Source organism: Stenotrophomonas sp. DR822 (assembly GCF_019793815.1).
Lineage (GTDB): Bacteria > Pseudomonadota > Gammaproteobacteria > Xanthomonadales > Xanthomonadaceae > Stenotrophomonas > Stenotrophomonas indicatrix.
On record NZ_CP081826.1, the window covers coordinates 2,658,148 to 2,683,160 of the forward strand.

The 25,013-nt window shown below is 67.7% G+C and carries 24 protein-coding genes; 5 read left to right on the forward strand and 19 right to left on the reverse strand.

Features of this window, described 5'->3' with window-relative positions:
- The first annotated feature begins 71 nt into the window (after positions 1–71).
- Positions 72–941, forward strand: coding sequence for a methylglyoxal synthase (locus K5K93_RS12285; protein ID WP_222388031.1), 870 nt, complete (start codon positions 72–74; stop codon positions 939–941).
- Positions 942–1,304: 363 nt separating this feature from the next.
- On the opposite strand, the gene K5K93_RS12290 is transcribed toward K5K93_RS12285, so the two are convergent.
- From K5K93_RS12290 to ttcA, 3 genes are read right to left on the reverse strand one after another with little or no spacing between them, the layout of a single operon-like run.
- Positions 1,305–2,084: a SprT family zinc-dependent metalloprotease gene (locus tag K5K93_RS12290; protein WP_059063103.1), complete on the reverse strand. Its 780-nt coding sequence runs from the start codon at positions 2,082–2,084 to the stop codon at positions 1,305–1,307.
- A 59-nt stretch (positions 2,085–2,143) separates the two neighbouring features.
- Positions 2,144–3,049: a recombination-associated protein RdgC gene (locus K5K93_RS12295; RefSeq protein ID WP_025875418.1), complete on the reverse strand. Its 906-nt coding sequence runs from the start codon at positions 3,047–3,049 to the stop codon at positions 2,144–2,146.
- 36 nt (positions 3,050–3,085) lie between these two features.
- Positions 3,086–3,982 (reverse strand): tRNA 2-thiocytidine(32) synthetase TtcA, encoded by an 897-nt coding sequence (gene ttcA / locus K5K93_RS12300; RefSeq protein ID WP_222388032.1) that lies wholly within the window; start codon positions 3,980–3,982, stop codon positions 3,086–3,088.
- Between the two features lie 90 nt (positions 3,983–4,072).
- Between ttcA and K5K93_RS12305 the strand changes: the two genes are divergently transcribed.
- A complete protein-coding gene (locus K5K93_RS12305; RefSeq protein WP_093820272.1) occupies positions 4,073–4,276 on the forward strand; it encodes a DUF465 domain-containing protein in 204 nt (67 codons plus the stop codon).
- A gap of 140 nt (positions 4,277–4,416) precedes the next feature.
- Here the strand turns inward: K5K93_RS12305 and K5K93_RS12310 are convergent, their stop codons facing one another.
- The 6 genes from K5K93_RS12310 to K5K93_RS12335 all read right to left on the reverse strand — a co-directional run bounded on the left by K5K93_RS12310 (position 4,417) and on the right by K5K93_RS12335 (position 11,362).
- Positions 4,417–4,773, reverse strand: a complete 357-nt coding sequence (locus tag K5K93_RS12310) for a hypothetical protein (RefSeq protein WP_222388033.1) — start codon at positions 4,771–4,773, stop codon at positions 4,417–4,419.
- Positions 4,770–7,406, reverse strand: coding sequence for a glycerol-3-phosphate 1-O-acyltransferase PlsB (gene plsB / locus K5K93_RS12315; protein ID WP_222388034.1), 2,637 nt, complete (start codon positions 7,404–7,406; stop codon positions 4,770–4,772). The genes K5K93_RS12310 and plsB overlap by 4 nt, the downstream gene beginning before the upstream one ends.
- A complete protein-coding gene (locus tag K5K93_RS12320; protein ID WP_222388035.1) occupies positions 7,406–8,359 on the reverse strand; it encodes a hypothetical protein in 954 nt (317 codons plus the stop codon). The genes plsB and K5K93_RS12320 overlap by 1 nt, the downstream gene beginning before the upstream one ends.
- 316 nt (positions 8,360–8,675) lie before the next feature.
- Positions 8,676–9,500 carry a serine protease gene (locus tag K5K93_RS12325; protein WP_222388036.1) on the reverse strand — a complete coding sequence of 275 codons (825 nt, stop codon included), beginning with the start codon at positions 9,498–9,500 and terminating at the stop codon, positions 8,676–8,678.
- Between the two features lie 219 nt (positions 9,501–9,719).
- Positions 9,720–10,445 carry an orotidine-5'-phosphate decarboxylase gene (gene pyrF / locus K5K93_RS12330; RefSeq protein WP_025875430.1) on the reverse strand — a complete coding sequence of 242 codons (726 nt, stop codon included), beginning with the start codon at positions 10,443–10,445 and terminating at the stop codon, positions 9,720–9,722.
- Positions 10,442–11,362, reverse strand: a complete 921-nt coding sequence (locus K5K93_RS12335; protein ID WP_025875432.1) for a 5'-nucleotidase, lipoprotein e(P4) family — start codon at positions 11,360–11,362, stop codon at positions 10,442–10,444. The genes pyrF and K5K93_RS12335 overlap by 4 nt, the downstream gene beginning before the upstream one ends.
- A gap of 100 nt (positions 11,363–11,462) precedes the next feature.
- On the opposite strand from K5K93_RS12335, the gene K5K93_RS12340 reads away from it, so the two are divergent.
- Complete coding sequence (locus K5K93_RS12340; protein WP_222388037.1) at positions 11,463–12,116, forward strand: DUF480 domain-containing protein; 654 nt, start codon at positions 11,463–11,465, stop codon at positions 12,114–12,116.
- A 72-nt stretch (positions 12,117–12,188) separates the two neighbouring features.
- Here K5K93_RS12340 and K5K93_RS12345 read toward each other — a convergent pair whose 3' ends face one another.
- From K5K93_RS12345 to K5K93_RS12360, 4 genes are all read right to left on the reverse strand, one after another.
- Positions 12,189–12,716 (reverse strand): GNAT family N-acetyltransferase, encoded by a 528-nt coding sequence (locus K5K93_RS12345; protein WP_222388038.1) that lies wholly within the window; start codon positions 12,714–12,716, stop codon positions 12,189–12,191.
- A 91-nt stretch (positions 12,717–12,807) separates the two neighbouring features.
- A complete protein-coding gene (locus tag K5K93_RS12350) occupies positions 12,808–13,275 on the reverse strand; it encodes a DUF3592 domain-containing protein (protein WP_222388039.1) in 468 nt (155 codons plus the stop codon).
- Between the two features lie 38 nt (positions 13,276–13,313).
- Positions 13,314–14,054: a DUF3592 domain-containing protein gene (locus tag K5K93_RS12355; RefSeq protein WP_222388040.1), complete on the reverse strand. Its 741-nt coding sequence runs from the start codon at positions 14,052–14,054 to the stop codon at positions 13,314–13,316.
- A gap of 107 nt (positions 14,055–14,161) precedes the next feature.
- Positions 14,162–16,138: a UvrD-helicase domain-containing protein gene (locus tag K5K93_RS12360; protein WP_222388041.1), complete on the reverse strand. Its 1,977-nt coding sequence runs from the start codon at positions 16,136–16,138 to the stop codon at positions 14,162–14,164.
- A 102-nt stretch (positions 16,139–16,240) separates the two neighbouring features.
- Between K5K93_RS12360 and K5K93_RS12365 the strand changes: the two genes are divergently transcribed.
- On the forward strand, positions 16,241–16,861 hold the full coding sequence (locus K5K93_RS12365) for a thymidine kinase (RefSeq protein WP_025875442.1): 621 nt from the start codon (positions 16,241–16,243) through the stop codon (positions 16,859–16,861).
- A gap of 98 nt (positions 16,862–16,959) precedes the next feature.
- Complete coding sequence (locus tag K5K93_RS12370) at positions 16,960–17,664, forward strand: sel1 repeat family protein (protein WP_093820291.1); 705 nt, start codon at positions 16,960–16,962, stop codon at positions 17,662–17,664.
- Positions 17,665–17,701: 37 nt separating this feature from the next.
- Here K5K93_RS12370 and K5K93_RS12375 read toward each other — a convergent pair whose 3' ends face one another.
- The 6 genes from K5K93_RS12375 to K5K93_RS12400 all read right to left on the reverse strand — a co-directional run bounded on the left by K5K93_RS12375 (position 17,702) and on the right by K5K93_RS12400 (position 24,842).
- On the reverse strand, positions 17,702–19,306 hold the full coding sequence (locus K5K93_RS12375; RefSeq protein ID WP_222388042.1) for a glucan biosynthesis protein D: 1,605 nt from the start codon (positions 19,304–19,306) through the stop codon (positions 17,702–17,704).
- Between the two features lie 48 nt (positions 19,307–19,354).
- Complete coding sequence (locus K5K93_RS12380; protein WP_222388043.1) at positions 19,355–21,820, reverse strand: serine/threonine-protein kinase; 2,466 nt, start codon at positions 21,818–21,820, stop codon at positions 19,355–19,357.
- A 19-nt stretch (positions 21,821–21,839) separates the two neighbouring features.
- Positions 21,840–22,406 (reverse strand): ECF-type sigma factor, encoded by a 567-nt coding sequence (locus K5K93_RS12385; protein WP_222388044.1) that lies wholly within the window; start codon positions 22,404–22,406, stop codon positions 21,840–21,842.
- Between the two features lie 69 nt (positions 22,407–22,475).
- The gene (gene mutM / locus K5K93_RS12390; RefSeq protein WP_222388045.1) at positions 22,476–23,288 is read right to left on the reverse strand and encodes a bifunctional DNA-formamidopyrimidine glycosylase/DNA-(apurinic or apyrimidinic site) lyase; all 813 of its coding nucleotides are present in this window, start codon (positions 23,286–23,288) and stop codon (positions 22,476–22,478) included.
- A gap of 19 nt (positions 23,289–23,307) precedes the next feature.
- Complete coding sequence (locus tag K5K93_RS12395; protein WP_222388046.1) at positions 23,308–23,643, reverse strand: hypothetical protein; 336 nt, start codon at positions 23,641–23,643, stop codon at positions 23,308–23,310.
- Positions 23,640–24,842, reverse strand: coding sequence for a fatty acid desaturase (locus tag K5K93_RS12400; RefSeq protein WP_222388047.1), 1,203 nt, complete (start codon positions 24,840–24,842; stop codon positions 23,640–23,642). Before K5K93_RS12400 ends, K5K93_RS12395 begins: the two co-directional genes overlap by 4 nt.
- Positions 24,843–25,013 lie beyond the last annotated feature (171 nt).

Here is a 25,013-nt window from a genome sequence, read left to right on the forward strand (position 1 = left end):
AAATTTGTAAAACCCTCCGAAACCGCCAATAGCGACATACACTGCCGCTTCTACCGATCCCGGAGCTTTCGATGCGCATCGGCCTGGCCGCCAACCGTCTCCATCACCACGACGCGCGCGCGGCACTGTTCCGCTGGCTGCGCGCCAGCGAACCCGGGCTGCGCGAACTGAGCGTGACACTGTGTGCGGTTGGCCGCACCCACGACGCGATCCAGCGCAACGGGTTCCTTGCCGGTTACGACGGCCTGCAGCGCTATCCCTACGGTCGCGAAGGCGGCCTGATGAAACTGGTGGCCGAAGTGGTGGGCATGGGCGCCGAGCGTACGCTGGACGGTGCGGTCTATCTGATGGATCCGGTCGACCCTTCCTCGGTATTCCCCGAGGCGACCGCGCTCAAGCGCCAGTGCGTGATCCACGGCAAGCCGTTCATTTCCACCGTGGCCACCGCCCGCGACTGGATCGAGGTGGAGCGCATCCATGCGGGCTTGGCCGCCGATGCCGGCACCGACGACCTGCATGCGTTCGAGGAGCAGACGCTGGCGTTGATCGCGCACGATGCGATGAAGCCGGCGATGCTCGCCTTCGCCGATGAACACTTCGACGTACTGGCGCGCTTCGGCGAACGCGTCGCCACCGGTACCACCGGCCAGCGCTTGAACGAGCTGGCCTGGAGCCGCGGCTGGCCAGCGGATACGGCGTGGGTGACGCGCTACCAGAGCGGCCCGATGGGCGGCGATGCGCAGATTGCCGACCGCGTGCTGGAAGGCCGTTGCCAGCGCGCGATCTTCTTCGAGGATCCGCACGTGGCGCGCCAGCACGAGGCGGACATCCAGCTGCTGGAGCGGGCGGTGACCACGGTGACCGATCAGGCGGTGTGCATCACTGCGCCGCGCGTGGCGGCGCGGTGGGCGGAGGCGGCGGCCTTGCGCGCGGGTCGATGAGGTCTGCGGCCGACGGCTGAGCCCCTCGTGGCGGCCGTGCAGATCAAAAGCCGCGCTTGGCCGGGCGGGGTGGATTGCGCAGGGGTCGCTGCAAGTACGTCCATGTAAGCTCGGTCGCCGCATCCATGCGGCTCACGCCCCTGCGCAACCCACCCCGCCCGGCTACGGATGGTTTCCGTGCTGACCACGGAAGAGAAAAGGAAAAGCAGGAGCAAAGCGGGTCGCGCGCTGTGCGCGCTTCAGTAGAGCCGATTTTGCTCGACTGCGCCGCCGCCTCTCTGGAGTGGAGCCCCTTCTGTTGAAGGGGCGCGCCGAAGGCGGGGGTAGAGGAGGAATGCGGGGGCAGCTGCTGTAGCGCCAGCGCTACAGCAGCTGCCGAAGCATTGCTTTCAATCTGCGCCCTTCCAGCTGGAAGTAGTCGCGCTGCTCGCGCCAGTCGGGGAAGCGTTGTTCCACTTCGTGCCAGAACGCGGGCGAGTGGTTGGCCTGGATCAGGTGGCAGAGTTCGTGCACCAGCACGTACTCGAAGGCGGCGGGACGGCCCAGTACCAGTGCCAGATCCAGCGCCATGCTGCCATCGGGAGCCAGCGAGCCCCATTGCGAGGACATCACCTTCAACCGCAGGCGGCTGGGCGCGCGCGGCAGGCCGGGCAGGTACTTCGGCAACCAGCGGCCGACATCGGCGCGGGTCTGCGCTTCATAGAATTCGCGCAGCAGGCGGCGCAGGGTCGCATCGCCGCCCCGGCTTGGCCATTGCACGCAGGCGCCGTGTCCGTCGATTTCCAGACGCGCATAGCGGCCTTCCTGCCAGCGCAGTGGCAACAACTCGCCGCGCAGCGGCAGCACCCCTTCAACACCGGGCTGCAACGCGGCGGGCAGACCATGCCCCTGGTAGTGGCGCAGCTGCAGCCCCAGCCATTCGCGATGCAGTTCGAGGAAGCGCTCGCCCATCACCAGGCTGGCACGCGGCGGCAACGTCAGTCGTGCGCCGCGCTCATCGACGCTGAGCTTGATCCGGCGCGCGCGCGGATCACGCACGCGCAGTATCTCGATCTCGACATCCTCCAGGCGCAGGCGAACGGTATCGCGCTGCACGGTGGCGGGTGGGACCGGCGAGATCAGGCGGCGCAGCAGACGGCTCATGGTCCCAGCATAGCGCCGTGCGAGGCCGCCGGATGACCGGCGGCCGACGGCCTGCCTGTTCAGTCAGCCTTGCTGAGCTTGAAGGCTTCTTCAAGCAGCAGGAACAAGCGACGGATCTCCGCACTCTGCAGGGCGAAGCGGGCGTCGAACTCGGCACGGCGGCCATCTTCGTCGGCATGTTCCAGCTGGTCCAGCGCGCCGTCCAGGAACTTCAGCTTGCGCACGATCAGGTCGTCGCCCAGCACGAAGGACAGGTTGTCCTCGAACACCAGGGCCAGCTTGGTCACCTGCTTGCCGGCATCCAGATGCTTGTCGATCTCGTCGCAGCGCAGTTCCTGGTGCTGGCACTTGACCACCGCGCCGCCTTCCACCGGATCCTTCATCTCGCACTCCTCGCCCAGGCTGAAGCCGGTGGGCAGGGGCTCGCCGGCGATCCAGCCGGTCAGGATCGAACGCGGCGCGACTTCGGCGTTCAGCGGCATCGCCGGGAAGCTGCCAAGCAGGCCGCGGATGTCGGACATGAAGTATTCGCCGGTCTTGCGGCTGGAGGTGTCCACCGCCACATAGCCGTGCAGCTGGTCGATGAAGGCATCGTTGCGCGAGGACTTCACGAAGGCGCGCGGCAGCAGTTCATGCAGCAGGTCGTCCTTCATGCGCTTGCGCTCGCGGCCACCGGGGCGGCGGCCTTCCTTCTCTTCGATCTCCTCCAGCTTGCGCTCGAGCAGGTCGTTGACCACCGCGCCGGGCAGGATCTTGTCCTCGCCACCGACGGTCAGCCACAGGTGTTCGGCAATGCGGTGCGAGAGCACTTCCTTCTCTTCGCGGCCGAATGGCGAGATGAAACCACGCGAGTTCATTTCCAGTGCGCCCACCGGCTTGAGCAGGGCGTGCGGCAGCAGGGTGTCGACTTCGGAAAAATCAGTGGCAGTCGGGAAGCGGAAGAACGTCAGGTTGCGAAAGAACATGGAATTCCGGTGTCTGAAGAAGAAGGGCGCCCGACCTTAAACGGCAGGCGTCTCGGGAACTGCGTCGGCCGGCCAGGCATCGGCATGCGCCGCATCGCCACGGCGGCCCAGGGCCATGAAATCGAACAGGGCGGCATCGGCCAGCTGCGCAGGCCGCACGTCGGCCATTGCACGTGCGATCTGTTCAATGCGCCCCGGATGGTCCTGGTCCCACTGCTTGAGCATCAGGCCGACCTGCCGACGCTGCAGGTTTTCCTGGCTGCCACACAGGGTGCAGGGAATGATCGGGAAACGGCGCGCCTGCGCGTACTGGGCGATGTCGTGCTCGCGCACGTACGCCAACGGGCGGATCACCACGTGCTGGCCATCATCGCTGAGCAGCTTCGGTGGCATGGCGGCCAGCTTGGCATGGTGGAACAGGTTCAGGAAGAACGTGGCCACCACGTCATCGCAATGGTGGCCCAGTGCGATCTTGCTGAAGCCGTGCGCCTTGGCATGGTGGTACAGCGCGCCACGGCGCAGGCGCGAGCACAGCGAACACATCGTGCGGCCCTCCGGGATGACCCGGCTGACCACCGAATACGTGTCCTGCTCGATGATCTGGTACGGCACGCCCAGCCCGGCCAGGTACTCCGGCAGGACGTGCGCGGGGAACCCGGGCTGTTTCTGGTCCAGGTTCACCGCTACCAGTTCGAACGGCACCGGCGCCTTTTTCTGCAGCTGCAGCAGCAGGTCCAGCAGGGTGTAGCTGTCCTTGCCGCCGGACAGGCAGACCATGACCTTGTCGCCCGCTTCGATCATGCCGAAGTCGGCGATGGCCTGGCCGACCTGGCGGCGCAGGCGCTTGCCCAGCTTGTCCGCCCCGAGCCCGTCCACGCGCGGGTCGCGCGGAACGCGCTGCGGGGGATCGGGCAGGGAGATCACGGCGGACATGGCGCCATTCTACCGGCTTGTGGCAGCCCGGACCCGGGGTCGGGATTCCCCTCTCCCGGCAGTCATCGTCGCTGTGTATGCTCGGAGACCGTGGACACCTACAACCCCGCCGAAATCGTCGAACGCCTCGTCGCCCTCCGCGCCGAACACCGGTCGCTGGATGAACAGATCGCGCGCATGGCCGCCAACGGCGAAGATGAGCTGGAGTTCAAGCGCCTGAAGCGGCGCAAGCTGCAGCTGAAGGACTGCATCACCAAGCTGGAAAGCCTGCAGATTCCGGACGAACCGGCGTAACCGGTGGCCCATCCACGCATGGCGTGGATCTACTGGCCCACGCCGCCCCGAACGCCGATGGCACAGCCCGGCAACCTTTGGATCCACGCCATGCCGGAAAGTCCCGGTAGATCCACGCCATGCGTGGATGGGGCCCCGCATCAACGCGGCAGCGCCAGCTCCGCACTCCAGGCCGCCTCACCGTCCACGGTCAGGTCGCAGCGGCGCACGTTGTCGGCACCGGAACAGCGCAGACCCAGCGGGTGCCCGTACCAGTCACCGGCAAGACCCTGGCGAGCGGCGGATTCGTCACCGCTGATGCGCACCTCGCCGGCCAACCACAGGCGGTAGTGCGCTGGTTGCCCGGTCTCTGCCTGCAGGCACAGGCGCACCGGCGCATCGGCCAGGCGCCCGGGCAGGGTGTCGTCCACGCAGGCTTCTGCAGCCTGCACCGAAGTAGCCGCAAGGCCTCCGACCGCGATCAACGTGGCCAGGCCCGACAGGCGCCGCAGGTTCAATCCTGCGGTGCCGGTTCGTCCGGGCGCGCCGCTTCCGGGCTGACCCGTTCGATGGTGTGGCGCAGTTCGCGGCCGAGGATGAACTTGGCATCCTTGGCCCAGGCGTCCAGGCGCTCGTCGAACAGCAGCTTGCTGTTCTCGTCCGGCCACACCAGGCGCAGCTCGCGCAGCTTCTGGATGAAGCCGCGGAACAGCGACTTGTCGAAGAACTCCGGCGCGGCCGGTGCATAGAGCAGGCTCAGGCGCTGTGCGGCCTGCTGGCACAGGCTTTCCAGCTCGGCGGCGCCGAGCGTGCCCGGGCCGTTCTTCACCAGCACCGAAATGGCGATGTAGTAGCGCTCGAATGCCTGCTGCAGCGAGTGGCCGATCGCACGCAGGCGGAATACTTCGTCGGTCTGCCCGGTGTTGCGGGCGAGGATGCCGCCGTCGTCTTCGTTGACGTTCTGCAGCAGGCCCTCACGCACGAACACGTCGATGGTCTGGTCGATGCGCTGGGCGAACTCGTCCTCGGTCCACGGCAGGAACAGTTCGGCCTGCAGGAACGGGTACACCGTGCGGCCCAGCTGCACCAGGCCGGTGCGGCTCATGCGGCGGTTGTTCTGGAAGCAGCAGGCCACCCACGACGATGCGGTGAACAGGTGCACCACGTTGTTGCGGAAGTAGCTCAGCAGCACCGCGGTATCGCCGCTGACGCTGAGCACGTCGCCCAGCGGGTGCTTGATGCGGGTGAGGACGTTGATCTCTTCGGCGTGGGCGATGATCCGCTCCGGCGAGTGCGGAGTCACCGTCACCCGGCCCGAATACGGCATCTCCACCAGCAGGGTCTTGCACAGCTCGATCTGCGCGATCAGGTCGGCCTCGCCCATCGCATGCTTGGGCGTGGACAGCAGCGCCAGCGCCAGCAGGTTGATCGGATTGACGTCGGCCGCGCCGTTGATGCGCACCTGGATGCGCTCGGCCAGGGTGTCGACGGTGGTCGACAGCCACGAGGGCTTCTCGTCCTCGGACACCGCCTCGCCCCCCCACTCCGGAGCCTTCTCGGCCAGCACATCGTTCAGCGCGATGGGTTCGCCGAAGTTCACCACCACCTGGCCGTAGTTCTGCTTGAGCACCTTGGGGATGCCCCACAGCAGCTGCCAGATCGATTCCTTCTCCTTGGGCCGTCCGGACAGTTCATCCAGGTAGCTGCCGCCCTCCATCAGCTTCTCGTAGCCGATGTAGATGGGCTGGAACAGCACCGGCTTGCGCGGCTGGCGCAGGAACGCGCGCAGGGTCATCGAGATCATGCCGCCCTTGGGCTGCAGCAACCGGCCGGTACGCGAGCGCCCGCCCTCGACGAAGTACTCGATGGAATAGCCGCCGGCGACCAGCTGCGCCACGTACTCGCTCAGCACCGCCGAATACAGCGCGTTGCCGCGGATCGAGCGACGGATGAAGAACGCACCGCCCTTGCGCAGCAGGGTGCCCACCACCGGCAGGTTCAGGTTGATGCCGGCCACGATGTGCGGCGGCACGATGCCGCGGTCGTACAGCAGGTAGGACAGCAGCAGGTAGTCCATGTGGCTGCGGTGGCTGGGCACGTAGACCACTTCGTGGCCTGGCGCTGCGGCCTTGAACTTGTCCAGGTGGTGCACCAGCACGCCGGCGTAGATGCGGTTCCACACATGGCTGAGCATGAAGCTGGCCGAGCGCACCACCGGGCTGGAATAGTCCGCGGCGATTTCCCAGGCGTAGGCGTGCGCCTTCTTCCAGGCATCGCTGGTTTTGCTGTTGTCACGCTTGGCCTGCGAGGCGATCGCCTCGCGCACCGTCTCGGCGGCCAGCACCTGGTCCACCAGCAGGCGCCGGGTCGACAGGTCAGGACCGATCACCGACTCGCGGATGCGGCGGAAATGGGTACGCAGCACGCGCTGCAGCTTGCGCACGGTACGCTCGGGCTCCAGGCCCTCGTCGACGGTGCTACGCAGCGAGATCGGCGGTGCGAAGCGGACGATGGTGTTGCGGCCGTTCAGCAGCAGGCCGAGCAGGCGGCGGAAGCGGCCGACCAGCGCCCAGTTTTCCGAGAACAGCACGGCGAACCAGCCGCTCTGCTTGTCCGGGGCGCGGCCGACGAAGATCGACACCGGCACCAGGTGCACATCCAGGTCGTCGCGCACGCGATGGGCCTGCAGGACCTTGGCCAGCGAATCGGAATGGGTCTTGGCGCCGCGCTGCTCGGGAATCAGCGAGTTGCTGGAGCTGCGCCGCGACAGGGCCAGGTAGGCGCGCTTGCGGCCGGTGGGGTCACCGGCCAGCGGTACCAGCGGCGAGGGCAGGCCAGCCTGGCGGCAGGCCTTGTCCAGGATCAGCGCGTTGGACAGGCCGTAGTCTTCCAGCACGTACATGACCGGACGGCCATCGTTGTACTGGCCCGGGTCTTCCGGCTCGATCTTCAGCGACAGCCAGGGTTCCACCAGGCGCCCGAGCAGTCGCGCCCACAGCGGGCGGCGGCCGGCAGGACGCGCGTGCACAGGCGTCGCCGCCGGCGTCGTGCCGGCGTCGGTCGAGGGGGACGCCAGCGCCGTGTCGGCGGGCGTCGGCTGGGATTCTTCGCCGGGGAACGGCAGCGGGTTCTGTTTCGACATCGACGTCATTATGGCTTAGCCGATGGCGTTGCCGCTTCCCCATCGGTTGTCGGGGCAGGCACAGGGTCCGGAGCAGCGGCGGCGCGCGCCGCATCGGCCTGCCGCAACAGGGCATCGGTATCGGCCAGGGTTCGGGTCAGGTACCAGTGGCCCTCGCGCCGGCTCAGCGGCACCTGCACGGTCATCGCGCGGCCGGCGAGTTCGTACTGCAGGCGCACCAGGGCGTTGTCGCCCTCCACCGACAGCAGCTCACCGCGCACGCTGCGCAGCGCCTCGTCCACGCCAAGGCCATAGCTGGCCAGCACCGCCTTCAGCGTGTGGATGAACGGCGCCAGCTGCTGCAGGCTGCCTTCCATGCCTGTGGCCTGCAGACCGGCATCGTCCTGGAAACCCACCTGGGCGGCGGCGCCGACGAGGGCGGCGATGCTGCTGCGGGCTCTGGCGCGGTCGCTGATCGGGGCATCCTGCGCCCAGGCGGCCAGGGTCTGCACCAGCTGGATGTAGTGCGCCTGCTGGCCGGGCGTATAGCCCTTCTGGTGCCGCAGGTACTGCACACCGAAGTTGCCCATCGACTGCGCGGCCTGGCGCACGGCGCTGGCCTGGCCGGCCAGCTGGCGGTCGAAACTGCGCTGCAGCTGCACGTTGGCGCCGGGCTCACGCAGCGCCGCCAGCATGGGCAGCAGCTGGTCGCCCAGCGGCAATCCGGTCAGCGGCCACTGGCTGCGGCCGTCGGCCCAGGCCTGCTGCAGGCGCTGGTACTGGCTGGGAGGCACCGACAGCTTTGCATAGCCGACCAGGTCGTCCTCGGCCAGCCGTTGCGCCATCGCCTGTACTGCAGCGACAGGTTCGGCCGGCGCGGCGGCCGGATCACTGCCGGATTCACGGCACGCGGCGATGGCCAGCAGCAGCATGGCCGCCAGCCCCCATCCCCGCGCAGACCTTCCTCGCATTACCACGCTCATGCAATCGGACTCCCCGGACCGGTCCGCATCTTGCGGCCTGCGACGTGACAGCGGCAAGCCGGGGCGTCACGGTTTCTGCCATGGCACGCACTACGCGGCGCATCCACGCCCCGCGCCGATGGACTCTTGCCGCACCCGGCGGACAAAAAAAGAGCCCGGACCACAGGGATCGCAGGCTCTTCAAACCGGCGCAAGGCCGGTGGACAGTGTTGTGGCGCATGTCCGGCCCGAAGACCGGATGGCGGCGATCCTACGCTGCCCGTAAAGTTAACGCAACACATGATGAAATGTCATTCAAATCATTGATTTTATTGGATCAATCGCGTTGCCAGACTGCTTCAATGAAATCTACGGCATGTTTTTCGGCGATTCGGGCATAAATGCCGGGGTAGCCGGCCAACGCGCAGCCTTCGCCCCAGCTGACGACACCGAACTGGGTCCAGCCCTCGCGCAGACGCAGCAGCAGCGGACCACCGGAATCCCCCTGGCAGCTGTCGATCCCTTCGCGGCCGGCGCAGATGACCTTGCCGCGCGACAGCGCACCCGCATACGCCTGCTGGCACTCGGCGAAGGGCACGAACGGGGTCTGCACCGTCTGCAGCTGGGTGGGATAGAGCCGTCCGTCACTGATGTCGGTGTCGCCCCAGCCGATCACCGTGAACTCCCGGCCTGGCTTGAGATAGCTGGCATCGGGCCGCAGCCGCAGCGCGACCGGCTGCGCGTCAGCCAACGGTGCGCTGAGCTGGATCAGGGCAACATCATGCTCCAGCGAGTTGCCGCTGTTGAACGCCGGATGCATGTGGATGGCCTTGATGTTGGAGGACCGCGCCGACGGCTCGGTGGACAGCACGGTGGCGCCCCCCAGCACGGCCAGATCATCCGGGCGATCACCTTCGACGCAGTGCGAGGCGGTCAGCACCCAGGAGGGCGAAATCAGCGTGGCGCCACACCAGTGGCGACCGTGGTCACTGTCACCGTAGGACAGGCGCTGGATGCTGACCATGAACGGGTAGTCGCCCGGCTTGGCATCCTCGCCGCCAATGATGCGCGGTGCTTCGCGGGGTTGGGGTGCAGCCGTGGCGGGAAAGACGATGGCAGCCGCCAACAGGCCGCCGAACAACAAAGAGGTGCTGCGATACATATCCGTGTATTCCTCTATCGATGGTTGGAACCGGCACGGCCGCGGTCCGTGCTGGTGCATCGATTGATAGAGGGCGCTCCACGCGTACAGCGCGATGCGGCGCACAGTTTTCCCGGCTGGGGTCGGGTGCGTCAGAGCAACAGGCACAAATGCGAACGCCATCCCGCATTCGACGGGATGGCGTTCGTGGTGCCGGCGTGACCGCCGTCGGGGCGGGGCTCAGCGCGCGGCCAGAGCCGTCGCGATTTCCTGCTGGATCGCCCGTGCTGCAGCCTGCGGATCGGACGCATGGCGGATCGGACGACCGACCACGATGGCATCGGCACCATCGGCGAACGCCTGCGCCACACCCACGGTGCGCTTCTGGTCATCGCCGACCGGACCGCCGGGGCGGATGCCCGGGCAGACGATCGAGAAACCGGCCCCGGTCGCGGCGCGGATCGGACCGGCTTCCTGGCCAGAGGCGATCACGCCGTCGATGCCAGCAGCCTGTGCGGCCAGCGCGCGTTCGACGACGACCTCCACCGGCTCGCGGTCGATGCCCATCTGCGCCAGGTCCGGGCGGCCCATCGAGGTCAGCACGGTCACCGCCAGCAGGCGCATGTCGCCGCTGTTGGCGGCCGCGCAGGCCTCCATCATCGCCGGGTGCCAGCCGTGGATGGTCGCGTAGCTGACCGGCCACTGCGCCAGGCGCTTGATCACCGCCGCGGCGGTGGCCGGGATGTCGAAGAACTTCAGGTCGACGAACACGCGCTTGTCGCGGCGGGCCAGTTCGTCCAGCACCTGGAAGTACTCACCGGAGGCTAGCAGTTCCATGCCGATCTTGTAGAACGCCACGCTGTCGCCAAGGCGGTCGACCCATGCCAGCGCCTGCACCCGGTCAGGCACGTCCAGCGCGAAGATCAGGCGCTCGTCGTCACGCAGCGGCAGCGGGGCGCGGCTCACGGCGCGTAGTCCAGCGCGGCACGCTTGGCGTCATGACGGGCCTGCCGCGACTGCGCGTAATCGTTGTTGAACTGCGCCGGCTCGAAGCCGCCGTAGGTCGGGTTCGGCAGCATCCACCAGCGCTCGCCGAACCAGTCGTGATACTGCTGCAGCAGCGCGTCGCGGCCATCGTTGGTGTTGGCGGTCACTTCCACGAAGTCACCCAGCTGGTCGCCGAACTGCATCAGCACGCGGTACTTCTGCCCGGCCAGGCGGCGGCGGCAGTTCTTCTCGCTGCCGGCCTGCTCGCACCCTTCAACCACGGTGCCCAGGCCGAGGAACACGCTGTCATCGGCGACCGGCAGGCCCTGCTCGCGCAGGTTGGCCAGGGTCGCGTCCTTCAGGTGCACGGCGCGGTTGGAGATGTACAGCAGGGTCACGCCCTTGGCATTGGCAGCCTTGGCGAAATCGACCACGCCGGGAATGGCCTTGGCCTTCTTTTCGGCGACCCACTGATCCCAGCTGAGTTCGTCGTATTCCTTGCCATCACGCACCAGGCGGGCCTGGTAGGGCGAGTTGTCCAGCACGGTCTCGTCCACGTCCAGCACCACGGCCGGCTTCAGGCCCTTGGCTTCGTTGCCGCGCTCTTCCGGTACCAGCGCGTCCCAGTGGGCTTCCTTCAGCGCAACGTCCAGATGGTCGGCGGCGGCACGGTAGGTCTGCTCGGTGATCGCCCTGTATTCCTGCGCGCGCTGCATCCACAGCACGGCATTGAGGTTGTCGTTGGCGGTCGCGTCGAGGGCACCGTCGGCCTTGGCGGCGGCGGCCGGGGCTTGCGGTGTGGCGGCTTCGGCAGGCGCTTCCACGCGCTTGCAGGCGGACAGGCCCAGCACCGCGGTGGCGAGCAGGGTCAGGGACAGGGAAACGGGACGACGCATGGATTCACCGGCAATCAGATATACCGGCCCATTTTACCGGCAAAGGCGCCGCAGGGACGGCTATGCTTGGCGGTTGACACGTTGTCTTCCGGAAGCCGCCATGACCGACCCTGCCCAGACCCCCGACGTTCCGCTGCTGGATGCCGTACAGGCGCGCCTGCTGGGCTGCCTGGTGGAGAAGGAAGCCACCACCCCGGATACCTACCCGCTGACCGTCAACGCCGCACAATCGGCGGCCAACCAGAAGACCGCCCGCGAGCCGGTGATGAACGTGAGCGCCGGCGGGGTGGAGCATGCGCTGCGCCAGCTGGAGACCCTGGGCCTGGCGCGCCAGCACTTCTCCTCGCGCGCCGACCGCTACGAGCACCGCCTGCAGGCCGCGCTGGACCTGACCCGGCAGCAGACCGTGCTGCTGGCCCTGCTGCTGCTGCGCGGCCCACAGACCCTGGGCGAGCTGGTGTCGCGCAGCGAGCGTCTGTACCGGTTTGCGGATATCGACGAAGCCCGCCACGCCGTCGAGCGCCTGCAGCAGCGCGCGCTGCTGGTGGTGCTGCCGCGCGCCAGCGGCCAGCGCGAAGACCGCTACATGCACCTGCTGTGCGGTGAAGTGGACGGCGCGGCGTTGGCAGCAAAGTACGCCAGCAGTGGCGGTGGCAGCGGCGATGCGGCCGATCCGGGCCTGGCCGAGCGCGTGGCCCAGCTGGAAGCGGCCGTGGCCGAGCTGCAGGCGCAGCTGGACGAACTGCGCGGCTGAGCGTCCGCATGCGGTAGTGCCGGCCGCTGGCCGGCAACCCGGTGATGCCTGGATGCCGGCCAGCGGCCGGCACTACCCGACCTGCGCCGCCCCCGGCGTGGCATACAAGCGGCTGGCGCTTTCGATGCCCGGCAACTGGATCACCCCGCGCTCCTGCATGCCCAGGCCCAGCAGGATCTTCCCGGACACCACGTTGTCCAGGTCGGTGATGCCGTACAGATCGTGCAGGCCCAGCGCTCCGCGTGCATGCGCGAACACCGCCCGTGCCGCCTCGCTGGCATAGCCCTGCCCCGCGTATGCGGACAGCACCGCGTAGCCGATATCCGGTGCCGGCAGGCCATCACGCCGCACCAGGCCGGCATTGCCCAGCCAGGCGCCATCGGACAGCCGCTCGATGGCGTACATGCCGAACCCGTTCAAGGCATAGCTGTGCAGCACGCGCAGCGCGATGTACTCCCGCGCCTGTTCCTCGCTGTGCACGTTGCGGTCGCCGATGAAGCGCACGAAGCCTGGATCATTGAGCAATGCCAGCATCGGCGCAGCATCCCGGTCTGGTTCCAGGCGGCGCAGCCGCAGGCGTTCGCTTTCGATGGGATGCATGGGTGGGCTCCGGAAGGAATACCTCGATTTTGCAACGCCAGCGCCCGCCGTGCAGCACGCTCAGGCCAAGTGGGCCACTACGATGCCCAGCCTAGCCACATGCCCCGTCACGCTGGCCGAACAGGATCGGCCAGTAGCGCACGCACAGGCGATGGACGCATGCGGCGATCAGGCAGAACCCCATGCCCATCAGCGCCAACAGCAGCGGTGCGCCCCAGCGCAATCCCGGGTGCTGGATACGAGCCTTGGAAGGCATGCCGCCGGGATATAGCACCTGTACCTGTTCGCCGACCACGTACAGTGGTGCCCCGGTAGCAAAGGACGCAGTGAACTGAATCATCTGCCCCTGTGCGGTCTGGAACCTCACCACCGGGCGATGCAGGGTGATGTCACGTGTGGGCATCCCCTCCATTTCCGACCGGGCATCCTCTGCCTGGACGGCCACCACCGTTCCGGTTACGGAAACGGCCTTGCGCGCGAAACGCTGGACGTCCACGAACAGCCAGGCGGCGGCCAGAAGGATCAGCAGGCCCACGGCAAAGAAAACAGCAAAAAACATCTGAGGAGGGTGGGCATGGTGCTGGCCGGGTTGATCGATCAGCGTGCAGGTGCCGGCGCTGATCGAATGAAGGAGATATCGACATGGTAGTAGCGCGGATTGCCCGGCATGACATGGACATCCAGTTCACGCCCACTCACCTGTGCACGGGGATCGGCCCAGAGATACGCGCTGTGGAAGACATGCCATCGAGTGGTTTCAGGATCGCGCCAGGCGCAGACGATGACGAACGGATGCCTTCCCCCCGAGAATACTCCGCGATCGCGCTTGATCGCCCGGACCTTGGCTTGCACCCGTGTCCCGTGGCGAAGGAGCTGCCTGCGCCGCCATGCCCTCGCCGCCTGCGGCAGGTGCAGAATTCCCACCCCCAGCAAGAATGGGCCGCCGGTCACTCCCAGTATGACGCTCAGGCCCCAGGGTGATGAGAGCGAACGCACCAGGGCCTTGTCCGGGCGGTCCGGCAGGTACAGCACATCTACATGATCGCCCGTCATGTAGGCACGATGGCGGGTACGACCTGCGAAGAACCGCATCACTTGCCCGCTGCTGGTAGTGAAGTCCACCCAGTACAGGAACTTCACCCCTGAAGTGCGCGAACCACCGCGATCAACGCTGACGGCATCCACATGGGTGATCCTGCCATCGGCAATGACCGCCCCATCGAGGAAGCGCCTGGCACCAACGTAGGCCAGAAGCGCTGAAACAAGCAGGACCAGGCCCAGCCCGAGGAAGGTATGAGTGAGAACAGCAGGGATGTCGTTGGACACGATGAAGGACACGGCGCGCACTTCGGGTGCGCTCACACTAGGCCTTAACCCGATGCAGGCTCAAGGCCAGAAGCGTCAATCGGACGGATTGGAATACCGCTTTAGTGGCTTTTCGATCCTCAATCGAACAACGCCTCGATCGCCGCCAACCCCGCCGTCGCCCGCTCCTTCTTGCGCGCCGCATCCGCCACCGGATCGGCGCCATCGCGCTGGATCTCCTCGGCCGGGATCTCCTCGAAGAAGCGGCTCGGCTTCAGCCGCACGTGCTCGCCGAACTTTCGGGTCAGCTTGCTGTAGCTCATCCACAACTGGATCTTGGCGCGGGTGATGCCCACGTACAGCAGGCGCCGCTCTTCCTGCAGATTGCCCTCGTCCAGGCTGACCTGGTGCGGCAGCACGCCATCCTCGCAGCCGACGATGAACACATAGGGGAATTCCAGGCCCTTGGAGGCGTGCATGGTCATCATCCGCACCTGGTTGCCGCCTTCGTCCTTGTCGCTGCGCGACAACAGCGCCAACTGGCCGGCCAGATCGGCAGCGGTGGCACCACGCGGGCCACCCTCGAACCACTGCGCCAGTTCTTCGATGTTGTTGGCGCGACGCTGGTAGCTGGCTTCTTCCTTGGCCTGCTGCCGCAGCTCGCTGAGCAGGCCCGATTCCTTGGCGACCTTGCGGATCATGTCGCCGGAGCTGATCTGCCGCGTCTGCGCGCGCAGGTCGCGCAGGATGTCGGTGAAGCGCGCCAGGCTGTTGGCCGCGCGCGGTGGCAGCTGCTGCAGCGCGCCGATCGCCTCGGCGGCCTGCGCCATCGGCATGTCCTTTTCCGAGGCCAGTTCGGCCAGCTTGGCCAGGGTGCCGGCGCCGACCTCGCGCTTGGGCGACTGCACCGCACGCAGGAACGCGGTGTCGTCGTCCGGGTTCACCAGCAGCCGCAGCCAGGCCAGCGTGTCCTTCACTTCCTGGCGCTCCAGGAACATGGTGCCGCCGGTCAGGTGATAGGGGATGCGCAGCAGCTGCATCGCCTTTTCCAGCGGACGCGACTGGAAGTTGCCGCGGAACAGGATGCAGAAATCGCTCCACGGCACGTTGCGCGTCTGCGCTACGAACGCGATCTCGGCGGCGACCTTCTCGGCCTCGTGCTCGCTGTTGCGGCACTCCCACACACGGATGCGCTCGCCGTCGGCCTGGTCGCTCCACAGCTTCTTCAGGTGTTCGTGCGGATTGTTGGCGATCAGCGCGTTGGCCGCGCGCAGCACGCGGTTGGAACACCGGTAGTTCTGCTCCAGCTTGATGATTTCCAGCGCCGGGTAATCGCGCCCCATCTGCTGCAGGTTTTCCGGGTTGGCACCGCGCCAGGCGTAGATCGACTGGTCGTCATCGCCCACGCACGTGAAGTTGCCCTTGTCACCGGCCAGCTGCTTGAGCAGGCGGTACTGCGCATCGTTGGTGTCCTGGCATTCGTCGACCAGCAGGTAGCCGATGCGCTCGCGCCAGGCCAGCGCGATCTCCGGGTTCTCTTCCAGGATCTGCACCGGCAACCGGATCAGGTCGTCGAAGTCCACTGCGTTGAACGCGCTCAGGCGCAACTGGTAGCGCTCGTAGATGCCGGCCGCTTCCTTCTCGCGGTTGCTGCGCGCAGCGGCCATCGCCTGCTCCGGCGACAGGCCGGCGTTCTTGGCGCGCGACACCAGGTTCTTCATGTCCTCGATGTCGTCCGGTTTGGCGCCGTACATCAGGTCCTTGATCTGCGCGGCCGCGTCATCGGCATCGAAGATCGAGAAACCGCGCTTGAGCCCGACGGCGGCATGCTCGATCTGCAGGAACTTCAGGCCCAGCGCATGGAAGGTGCAGATGGTCACTTCATCGGCATCCTGCTCGCGCAGGCGCTTGGCCACGCGCTCGCGCATTTCCTTGGCCGACTTGTTGGTGAAGGTGATCGCGGCGATGCGCTTGGCCGGGTAGCGGCCACAGCTGATCAGGTGGGCGATCTTTTCCACGATCACGCGTGTCTTGCCGCTGCCGGCGCCGGCGAGCACCAGCAGCGGTCCTTCAATGTGGAGGACGGCGGCAGCTTGGGGGGGATTGAGACCGTGCATTGGGGTGCGATTGTAGCGGGCGTTGGTGGCGGCCACAGCCGCCGGCCGGTGGGCTTGCTGAACGGCTTCGGCCGGCGCCGGGTGGCGTCGTACAATCGGCCGATGGCCAAGCTCTATTTCTACTATTCGGCGATGAACGCCGGCAAGACCACCACCCTGCTGCAGAGCGCGCACAACTACCGCGAGCGCGGCATGCGCGTGGCGATCCTGACCCCGCGCCTGGACGACCGTGCCGGCGCGGGCGTGGTCGCCTCGCGGATCGGCCTGCGCGCCGACGGCATGGCCTTCGAACGCGACACCGACCTGCAGCAGTGGGTCAGCCAGGATCTGCAGGCCAACGGGCCGCTGGGCTGCGTGCTGGTGGACGAGGCGCAGTTCCTCAGCCGCAGCCAGGTCTGGCAGCTCAGCGAGGTGGTCGACCAGCTGCGCATCCCGGTGCTGTGCTACGGCCTGCGCACCGATTTCCGCGGCGAGCTGTTCGAGGGCAGCCAGTACCTGCTGGCCTGGGCCGACGAGATGCAGGAGATCAAGACGATCTGCCACAGTGGCAAGAAGGCGACCATGACCGTGCGCGTGGACGAACATGGCCATGCGGTGCAGGACGGCCCGCAGGTGGAGATCGGCGGCAACGAGCGCTACGTGTCGGTCAGCCGCGCCGAGTTCAAGAAGATCACCCGTGGCGAGGGGCGGATCGATCCGGCGCAGGCACCGCTGCCGCTGTAGGGCATGGCCCTTCACGGGCCATGACGTCCTGCGGTTTACAAGGCCGCGTGGTCGGGCCTAGGCTGCGGCACTACCTGCTGCCGAACTGGATGTCCGTCATGCGCCCCGCCCTGCTGTTGCTTTCCGTGTTGTTCCTGCCCCTGTTGGCCACTGCGGCCGAGCGCCCGTCCGGTGAAGAGGATGCGGCCGTGATCGGCGCCGGTTTCATGGACAGCCATCCGGACATGATGTACCGGCAGTGGGGCGTCAACGCCCTGCGCCGCAACGACGTCAATGGCGCGATGGACAACTTCCGGCTGGCCGCACGCTATGCCGACAAACCCGCGCAGGGCTACCTGGGCGAGATGTACTGGTATGGCGTTGAACAGCCGCGCAATCCGGTCATGGCCTATGCGTGGATGGAAGTGGCAGCCGAGCGCGGCTACCCGCTGTTCGTGGACCTGCGCAACGAGTACTGGGCGACCCTGCCGCTGGAACAGCACGACGCCGCACGGGCGCAGGTGAGCGCGCTGCGTGCAGAGTATGGCGATGAGGTCGCCCGCCCGCGCATGGCCGAAGTGTTGAGGAAGGGACGGCGCGAGATGACCGGCAGCCGCGTAGGCTCGATGTCCAACAACGTGGACATCGTCTACATGGACGGCGGCATCTCCCGCACGATCAAGGCCGACCGCCTGTATGACCCCAAGTACTGGGATCCGAAGCAGTACGAGCGCTGGCAGGACGAAACCTGGATGAAGATCCGCCGTGGCACGGTGGAAGTGGGCGTGCCGACCCAGTCGCACGCGACCGACAGCAAGCCCTGAATCAAGGGTGCCGGCGCTTGTCCGGCACCGCTCTGCGTCAGTACAGCGTGCGCTCCGGCGCACCAGCCGGCGGCGGGCTGTACTGGTACAGCCAGGTTTCGGTGAGGGTCTTGCCGCCACTGCGCAGGTACAGGCGGATGTCGATCTGCTCGCTGCTGCCCTCCGGCGGCACCAGGTCGAACATCGCGCGGTAACCCTTGATCTCGCGCAGCGGCCGCGCCGAGACGATCTCCACCCGGCCACGGCTGGTTTCGACAACCGCTTCGACGTCGGCCTTGTCGATCAGGCTGGCCAGTTCGCCGCCTTCGAAATCAACCGCAAAGCGCCACGAGAAGTACTCGCGCTTCTTGCCGATCACCCCGCCCAGGCCGGTGCGGCTTGCCACGCAGTGGGCCAGCGGCGTGTGCGCCGGCGGCTGCGCGCCCCAGTACAGGCGGTAGCCGACCAGCAGTTCCTGGCCCGGCTGCGGCTTGTCCTTCGGATTCCAGAAGGCCACGATGTTGTCGAAGGTTTCGTCGACGGTGGGAATCTCCACCAGCTGCACCGAGCCCTCGCCCCAGTCGCCCTTCGGTTCCACCCACAGGCACGGACGCTTCTCGTAGAACACGCCGTCGTCCTGGTAATGGTCGAAGTTGCGGTCACGCTGCAGAAGGCCGAAGCCACGCGGATTGCGGTCGACGAACATGTTGAAGCGCAGGTTGCGCGGGTTCACCAGCGGCCGCCAGATCCATTCGCCAGCGCCGGTCCACAGCGACAGGCCGTCGGTATCGTGGATTTCCGGGCGCCAGTCCCAACCCATGCGGCGGTCGTTTTCGCCCACCTGGTACATGCTGGTGCAGGGGGCGATGCCCAGCCGCTCGATGGTCTTGCGCGGGTACAACGCGCTGTCGATGTCCATCAGCAGCACATCGCCGTTGGTGACGGCGAAGCGATAGGCGCCGGCCACGCTGGGCGAGTCCAGCAGCGCATAGACGATGATGGTGTCCGAGTCGGCCGCAGGCTGTTCCAGGTAATAGGCGATGAAGTCGGGGAATTCCTCCGGCTTGCCCATGCCGGTGTCGATGGCCAGGCCCCGCGCGGACTGGCCGTACTGGCCTTCCTTGCCCACTGCGCGGAAGTAGCTGGCGCCCAGGAACGCGGCGAAATCGCGGTCGGTGTCCTTGCGCGTGTTCAGCCGGAAGCCGGCAAAGCCGAGATCTGCCGGCAGCTCACCGTTCTTCAACCCGCTCTTGCCGTAGTTGAACGCGGCACCGTCGTAGGCCAGCTCCTGCGCCTTGCCGTCGACCACGTCGAACATGCGCACCGGCGAATGGAAATACAGGCCCAGGTGGAAGAACTTTGCCTGGAATTTTCCCGGCTGGTCGGCCCACAGGGCATGGTCCTGGCGGTAGCCGATCGACTGGTACTGATCCCAGTCCAGCGCCTCCAGCTTGCCCGGCAGCACCCGCTTGTGGCTCTGGTAGGGCGCCTGTGCCAGCGCGCGCGCCTGGCCCTTCAGGGTGGCGAAATCGAACGGCTGCGGCTGGCCAAGCCGGCGCAGCCCAAGCTGGCCACTCTTGCTGGCCGCGCAGGCCGGCAGTGACGGCAGGCCGAAGGCGGCCAGGGCCAGGGAGGCATTGCGGATGAAGTCGCGTCGTTGCATGCAGGCGCGGGAGCAAAGGGAAGGTCGGCCATCATAGGCAGACAAACGTTAACGGGCAGCGGTGGACTCGATACCTTGTTCAGCCTGCGCCAATGCCGCAAGGCGGGCATCAAGCTCCTGCAGGGCCGGTGCCTGCGGACCACGCTGGGCCAGCAGCAACTGCCGTGCCTCGGCCAGCACGGTGCGTGCCTGCGCGATCTGGCCGGCCTGCTGCAGGACCTGCCCCTGTGCCAGCAGCGCCTGCGGCAGCAGGGCGACGTGATCCGGTTGGCGCCAGATCGCCACCGCGCGGGCATAGTGCGCTGCTGCTGCCGAGGGATCGCCGCTGGCGCTGGCCCACTTCCCCAGGGCGAACTCGCCGTAGCCGATCTCGCGATGATCCGGGCCCAGGACGCCGAGGAGCTGTGCCTGCACCTGCCGCAGTTCCTGGCCGGCCAGCGCGTGCTGGCCGCGCTGCAGGGCCAGCAGCGCGCGTGCGCGGCGGACCACCAGTGCCTCCGGGTGGCGCGGCCCCCATGCATCCTGTGCCGCCTGCCAGGCCAGCTCCAGCTCGGCCGCTGCCGCCTGCGTGTCGCCCTGCCGGGCCAGCACATCGCCCAGCTGGCGATGCAGGCTGATCACCTGCGGGCTGCTGGCATCGGCGCGTTGGCCGAGCAGGGCCAGCGCCTGCCGGTACCCGGCCAGCGCGGCCGGCAGGCGCCCGGCAGTAGCGTCCAAGGCGGCCAGATCGGCCAGTGACTCAGCACGCCCGAAGCGCTCGACCATTCCCTGGTGGCGCAGCGCCAGCGCCTGCTGGAACGAACGTCGCGCCGCATCGGCGTCACCCAGCTGGGCCTGGCACCGCCCAAGCTGGCTGTGGAATTCGGCAACGGCCGCCGGCAATACCGCCGCCTGGCTGGCCGCCAGCGGTTGCAGTGGCTGCAGGTGCGCCAGGCACTCGCGTCCGCGCCCGAGCATGCGCAGTGCGCGCCCGCGCTGGGTCACCGCCTCGATCTGCAGCGCCGGCGGCACCTCGCCCACCTCCTGCAGCAGCTGGCGCTGCTGGTCCAGGGTCTGCAGCGCCAGCTGGTAGTCGCCCAGGCCGATGCGCAGGCGGCCAATCACCCCTTGCAGCTCGGCCAGCGCCAGCGGCTGGTCAGCCAGTTCGGCTTCGCCCCGTTGCTGGCCGGTGGCCAGCAGCTGCGGCACGTCAAAATGACCGTGGCGCTGGCTGGCCGCCTTGTCGAACAGGCCGACGGTGAAATCCTGCATGGCCTGCGCACGCGCCATTTCCGCCCGCGCCTGGCGCAACTGCCACAGTGCGAAGGACGTGGTCCCCAGCAGGGCCAGGGCAGCCAGCCCGGCCAGCGCCACGCCCCAGCGATGGCGGCCGATGTACTTGTGCACCCGGTAACCCACGCCCGGCGGTCGCGCCTGGATCGGCTGCCCCTGCAGGTAGCGGCGCAGGTCGCCGGCCAGTGCTTCGGCCGAGCTGTAGCGCTGCTCCGGGTCTTTCTGCAGGGCCTTTTCCAGCAGCAGGTCCAGATCGCCACGCAGTCGCTTTGCCTGCCGCAGCAGCGCCCGTCTCGGTGCCCCCGGCTCGGCGGCCAGCCGTTGCAGCAGCGCCGAGGCACGCGGTGCCTGCACATCCAGGATCGAGCGCTCCCATTCCGCATCGCTGTGCCGGCGCAGGCGATAGGGCTTGTGCCCGGTGACCACCTCGAACAGCACCACGCCCAGCGAATAGACATCGGTCAGGGTCGTCACCGCCTCGCCACGCACCTGCTCCGGCGCGGCGTAGTGCAGGGTGAACGCGCGGATTTCGGTAGCCGGATGGGCCGCGTTCGGATCGTCGTGGTCGAGCAGCTTGGCGATGCCGAAGTCGAGCAGTTTCACCGTGCCATCGGCGCGTACCAGGATGTTGGAGGGCTTGAGGTCGCGGTGCACCACCAGGTTGGCATGCGCATGGCTGACCACCGCGCAGACCTGCAGCATCAGCTGCAGCCGTGTTTCCAGCGGCGGTTGCAGGCGCCGGCAGTAGTCGCTGATCGGCTCGCCTTCCACGTAGTCCAGCGCCAGGTAGGGCTGCCCGTGCTGGTCCACCCCGGCGTCCAGCAGCTGTGCCAGGTGTGGGTGCTGCAGGCGGGCCAGGATCTGCCGCTCGCGGCCGAAGCGCTGGCGCAGGCCCGGATCGGCCACGCCACTGCGCAGCAGCTTCAGCGCAACCTGGCGCTGGTACAGGCCATCGCAGCGCTCGGCCAGCCAGACCTCGCCCATGCCGCCTTCGCCGAGCGGATGCAGCAGCCGATACGGCCCGACCTCGCTTCCGGCGCGGCCTGGCGGTGTAGCGGTCCACAAGGGCTGGGCCATGAACTCGTGGCTGTCGGCCTCCTGCTGCAGCAGGTATTCCAGCTCGCGGCCCAGCGTCGGGTCCTGCGCACTCAAGCGCTGCAGGCGCAGCTGGCGGGCGGCGGGTGCCAGCTCGAGCAGCTGGTCCAGCCAGGACGACAATTGCTGCCAGCGGGCGGCGTCCATCGTGGGGTTCGGCCCGGGGTCAGTCGCTGCGCATCGCGGCCAGCAGGAACAGCCGCGCTTTCTGCCAGTCGCGGCGGATGCTGCGCTCCGAGCGCTGGCTCAGTTCGGCGATCTCCAGTTCGGACAAGCCGGCGAAGTAGCGCAGCTCCACCACCCTGGCCAGGTGCGCATCGACGGCCTGCAGGCGTTCCAATGCAACATCGAGGGCCAGCAGATCCTCGTCCAGGCGCACGCCGCTGCTGCTGTTCTCGGGAATCTCGGCCACCCGCTTGAGGTCGCCACCGCGCTTGCGCGCCAGCCGGTTGCGCGCGTAATCGACGACCACGCTGCGCATCGCCGACGCCGCATAGGCGAAGAAGTGCGCACGGTCCTCGAAGCGCGCCGCACCGCGGCTGCCCAGCAGTTTCAGGTAGGACTCGTGGACCAGCGAGGTCGCATCCAGGGTGCGTCCCTGCTGCCCGGCCAGCTGGCGCCGGGCCATGCTGTGCAGTTCCTGGTACAGGGTGGTCAGCACGCGGTCGAGCGCGGCGCGGTCGCCACCGCGCGCAGCATCCAGCCATACGGTGATATCCGGGCCTTCGTCCATCGCCAACGCTCCCCCGCAGCGGATGTCGGCTGGACTATAGCGCTGCGCGTGTGCAGCGCATGAAGACGTTCAGCGCTGGCAGCGGCTGCACCACACGCTTGCCCGCTGGCCGATCATGGCGTGCTTGAGCGGGCGGCCGCAGCCGGGGCACGGCAGGCCATCGCGGCCATAGACCAGCAGTTCCTGCTCGAAGTAGCCCGGCGCGCCGTCGGGGCTGATGAAATCGCGCAGGGTGGTGCCGCCGCGGGTGATGGCGTAGTCCAGCGTTTGCTTCACTGCCGTGGCCAGCCGCCGATAGCGCTCGCGGGTGACCTTGCCGGCCTCGCGCAGCGGGCTGATCCCCGCCTTGTACAGGCTCTCGGCGGCATAGATGTTGCCCACCCCGACCACCACCGCCTGGTCCATCAGGAAAGTCTTCACCGGTGCGCTGCGGCCGCGGCTGCGGGCAAACAGGTAGTCGCCGTCGAAGGCATCGTCCAGCGGCTCCGGGCCCAGCCCCTGCAGCAGCGGGTGGATCTCGCCGGCCGGCTGCCAGAGCAGGCTGCCGAAGCGGCGCGGGTCGTTGAAGCGCAGCAGGCGGCCGTTGTCCAGGCTGATGTCCACATGATCATGCGCGCGCAACGGGGTGTCGCCGGGCAGCACGCGCAGGCTGCCGGACATGCCCAGGTGCAGCACGGCGCTGCCGATGGCGGTATCCAGCAGCAGGTACTTTGCGCGGCGGCGCACCTCTTCGATGCGCTGGCCGGGTAGCAGCTCGGCCACTTCCGCTGGAATCGGCCAACGCAGGTCGGCACGGCGCAGGATCACCCCGTGCACGCGGCGGCCCTGCAGGTGTGGCGCCAGGCCACGGCGGGTGGTTTCTACTTCGGGCAGTTCGGGCATGGGACGATTCTATGCCCGCTCAGCGCGGCGGTGCAGCCAGTTCCCGTGCATCCAGGAACCCGTCACCGTTGGCGTCCTGCTTGTGGAAGCGCTGCATGATCACCTGCCGCTGCTGCTGGCGGGTGATGTCCCTGCCCTTGCCGCCGGGCAGTTCGTCGGCGGTCAGCACGCCATCGCCATTGCGGTCCATGCGATCGAAGGCGTACAGCATCCACTGCAGGTACTCGGCTTCACTGACCCTGCCGTCGCCATCGCTGTCCATGCGCTGCAGGTAGCTGGCAGTGTCGCTGACCTGGGCCTGCACGGCAGGTGCGCACACGGCGGCCAGCAGCAATGCCGTCAGCGCAGCCCTCATCCGCCCACCAGGGTGTAGCCCTTCAGTCGCGCGGCATAGGCCTGCAGCGCGGCAATGCCGCTTTCCTCGGCCTCGCGGCACCAGGCCTGCAGTTGACGCAGGCGCTCGGCGGCATCGTGGCCGCGTGCTTCCAGCAGCGTCGCCAGGCGTGCGCGGTAGTCCACCAGGGTGCGGATGCGCGGGCGCTGGGCGACCCATTCGCTGAGCTGGGCGCGGCTGTCCGGCTTCAACCAGCGGCCGTCGTTGACCAGGCCACGGCGCAGCCGGCGCGGCAGCAACCGGCGCAGCTTGGCACCCGCGTATCGCGCTTCTTCGCGCAGTGCGGGCATGAACACGTTGCGCTGGTAGTCGGTCATCGCCTGGAAGCGATGCGACAGCAGTGCCTTCAGGGTATCGGCGTCGGGCACGGCGATGTTCGGGCGCACGTCCATGGCCGGCGCGACACGCAGGACCTTGGCCAGGCGCAATGCCTGCAGCAGGCGGATCGCACTCCAGCCGATGTCGAATTCCCAGCGCCGCATCGCAAAGCGCGCCGAGCTGGGGAACGCATGGTGGTTGTTGTGCAGTTCCTCGCCACCAATCCAGAACGCCCACGGCGTCAGGTTGGTGGAGGTGTCGGCCGACTCGTAGTTGCGATAGCCCCACCAGTGGCCCAGGCCATTGACCACGCCGGCGGCCCAGAACGGGATCCACGCCATCTGGATCGCCCACAGGGCGACGCCCGGCAGGCCGAACAGCACCGTGTTGATGGCAAACAGCAGCACCGGGCCGAGGGTTGCATACGGGGTGTAGAGGCGGCGCTCGATCGCGTCGTCCGGGGTGCCGCGGCCGTACTGTTCGATGTCCTCACGCATGCCGCGTGCTTGGCGGTAAAGCTCCACGCCGCGCCAGAACACCTGGCCGATCCCGCGGGTAACCGGGCTGTGCGGGTCGTCCTCGGTTTCCACCTTGGCGTGGTGCTTGCGATGGATCGCCACCCACTCCTTGGTGATCATCGAGGTGGTCAGCCAGGTCCAGAAGCGGAAGAAGTGCGCGACCACCGGGTGGAAGTCCACGCCCCGGTGCGCCTGGCTGCGGTGCAGGTAGAGGGTGACCGAGAAGATCGTGAGCTGGGTGAAGACCAGCAGCACCAGGGCCAGCTGCCACCAGCCCAGGCCCAGTACGCCACCGGTCAGCAAGGACATCAGGGCATCAGGCATGGCGGCGCTCCAGAGCAACACGGGTATGGAAGACATCATGGGCGCTTGCGTTGCAAACTGCACCTCGCACCGCCGGATTGGCAGCGCCATTCCGTGGCTTCGTTCACAGTTGGGGACCCGTGTTGTCGAGCCTTGATCCGCGCACCCGCGCCGCAGCCCCGTCCGCCGGGG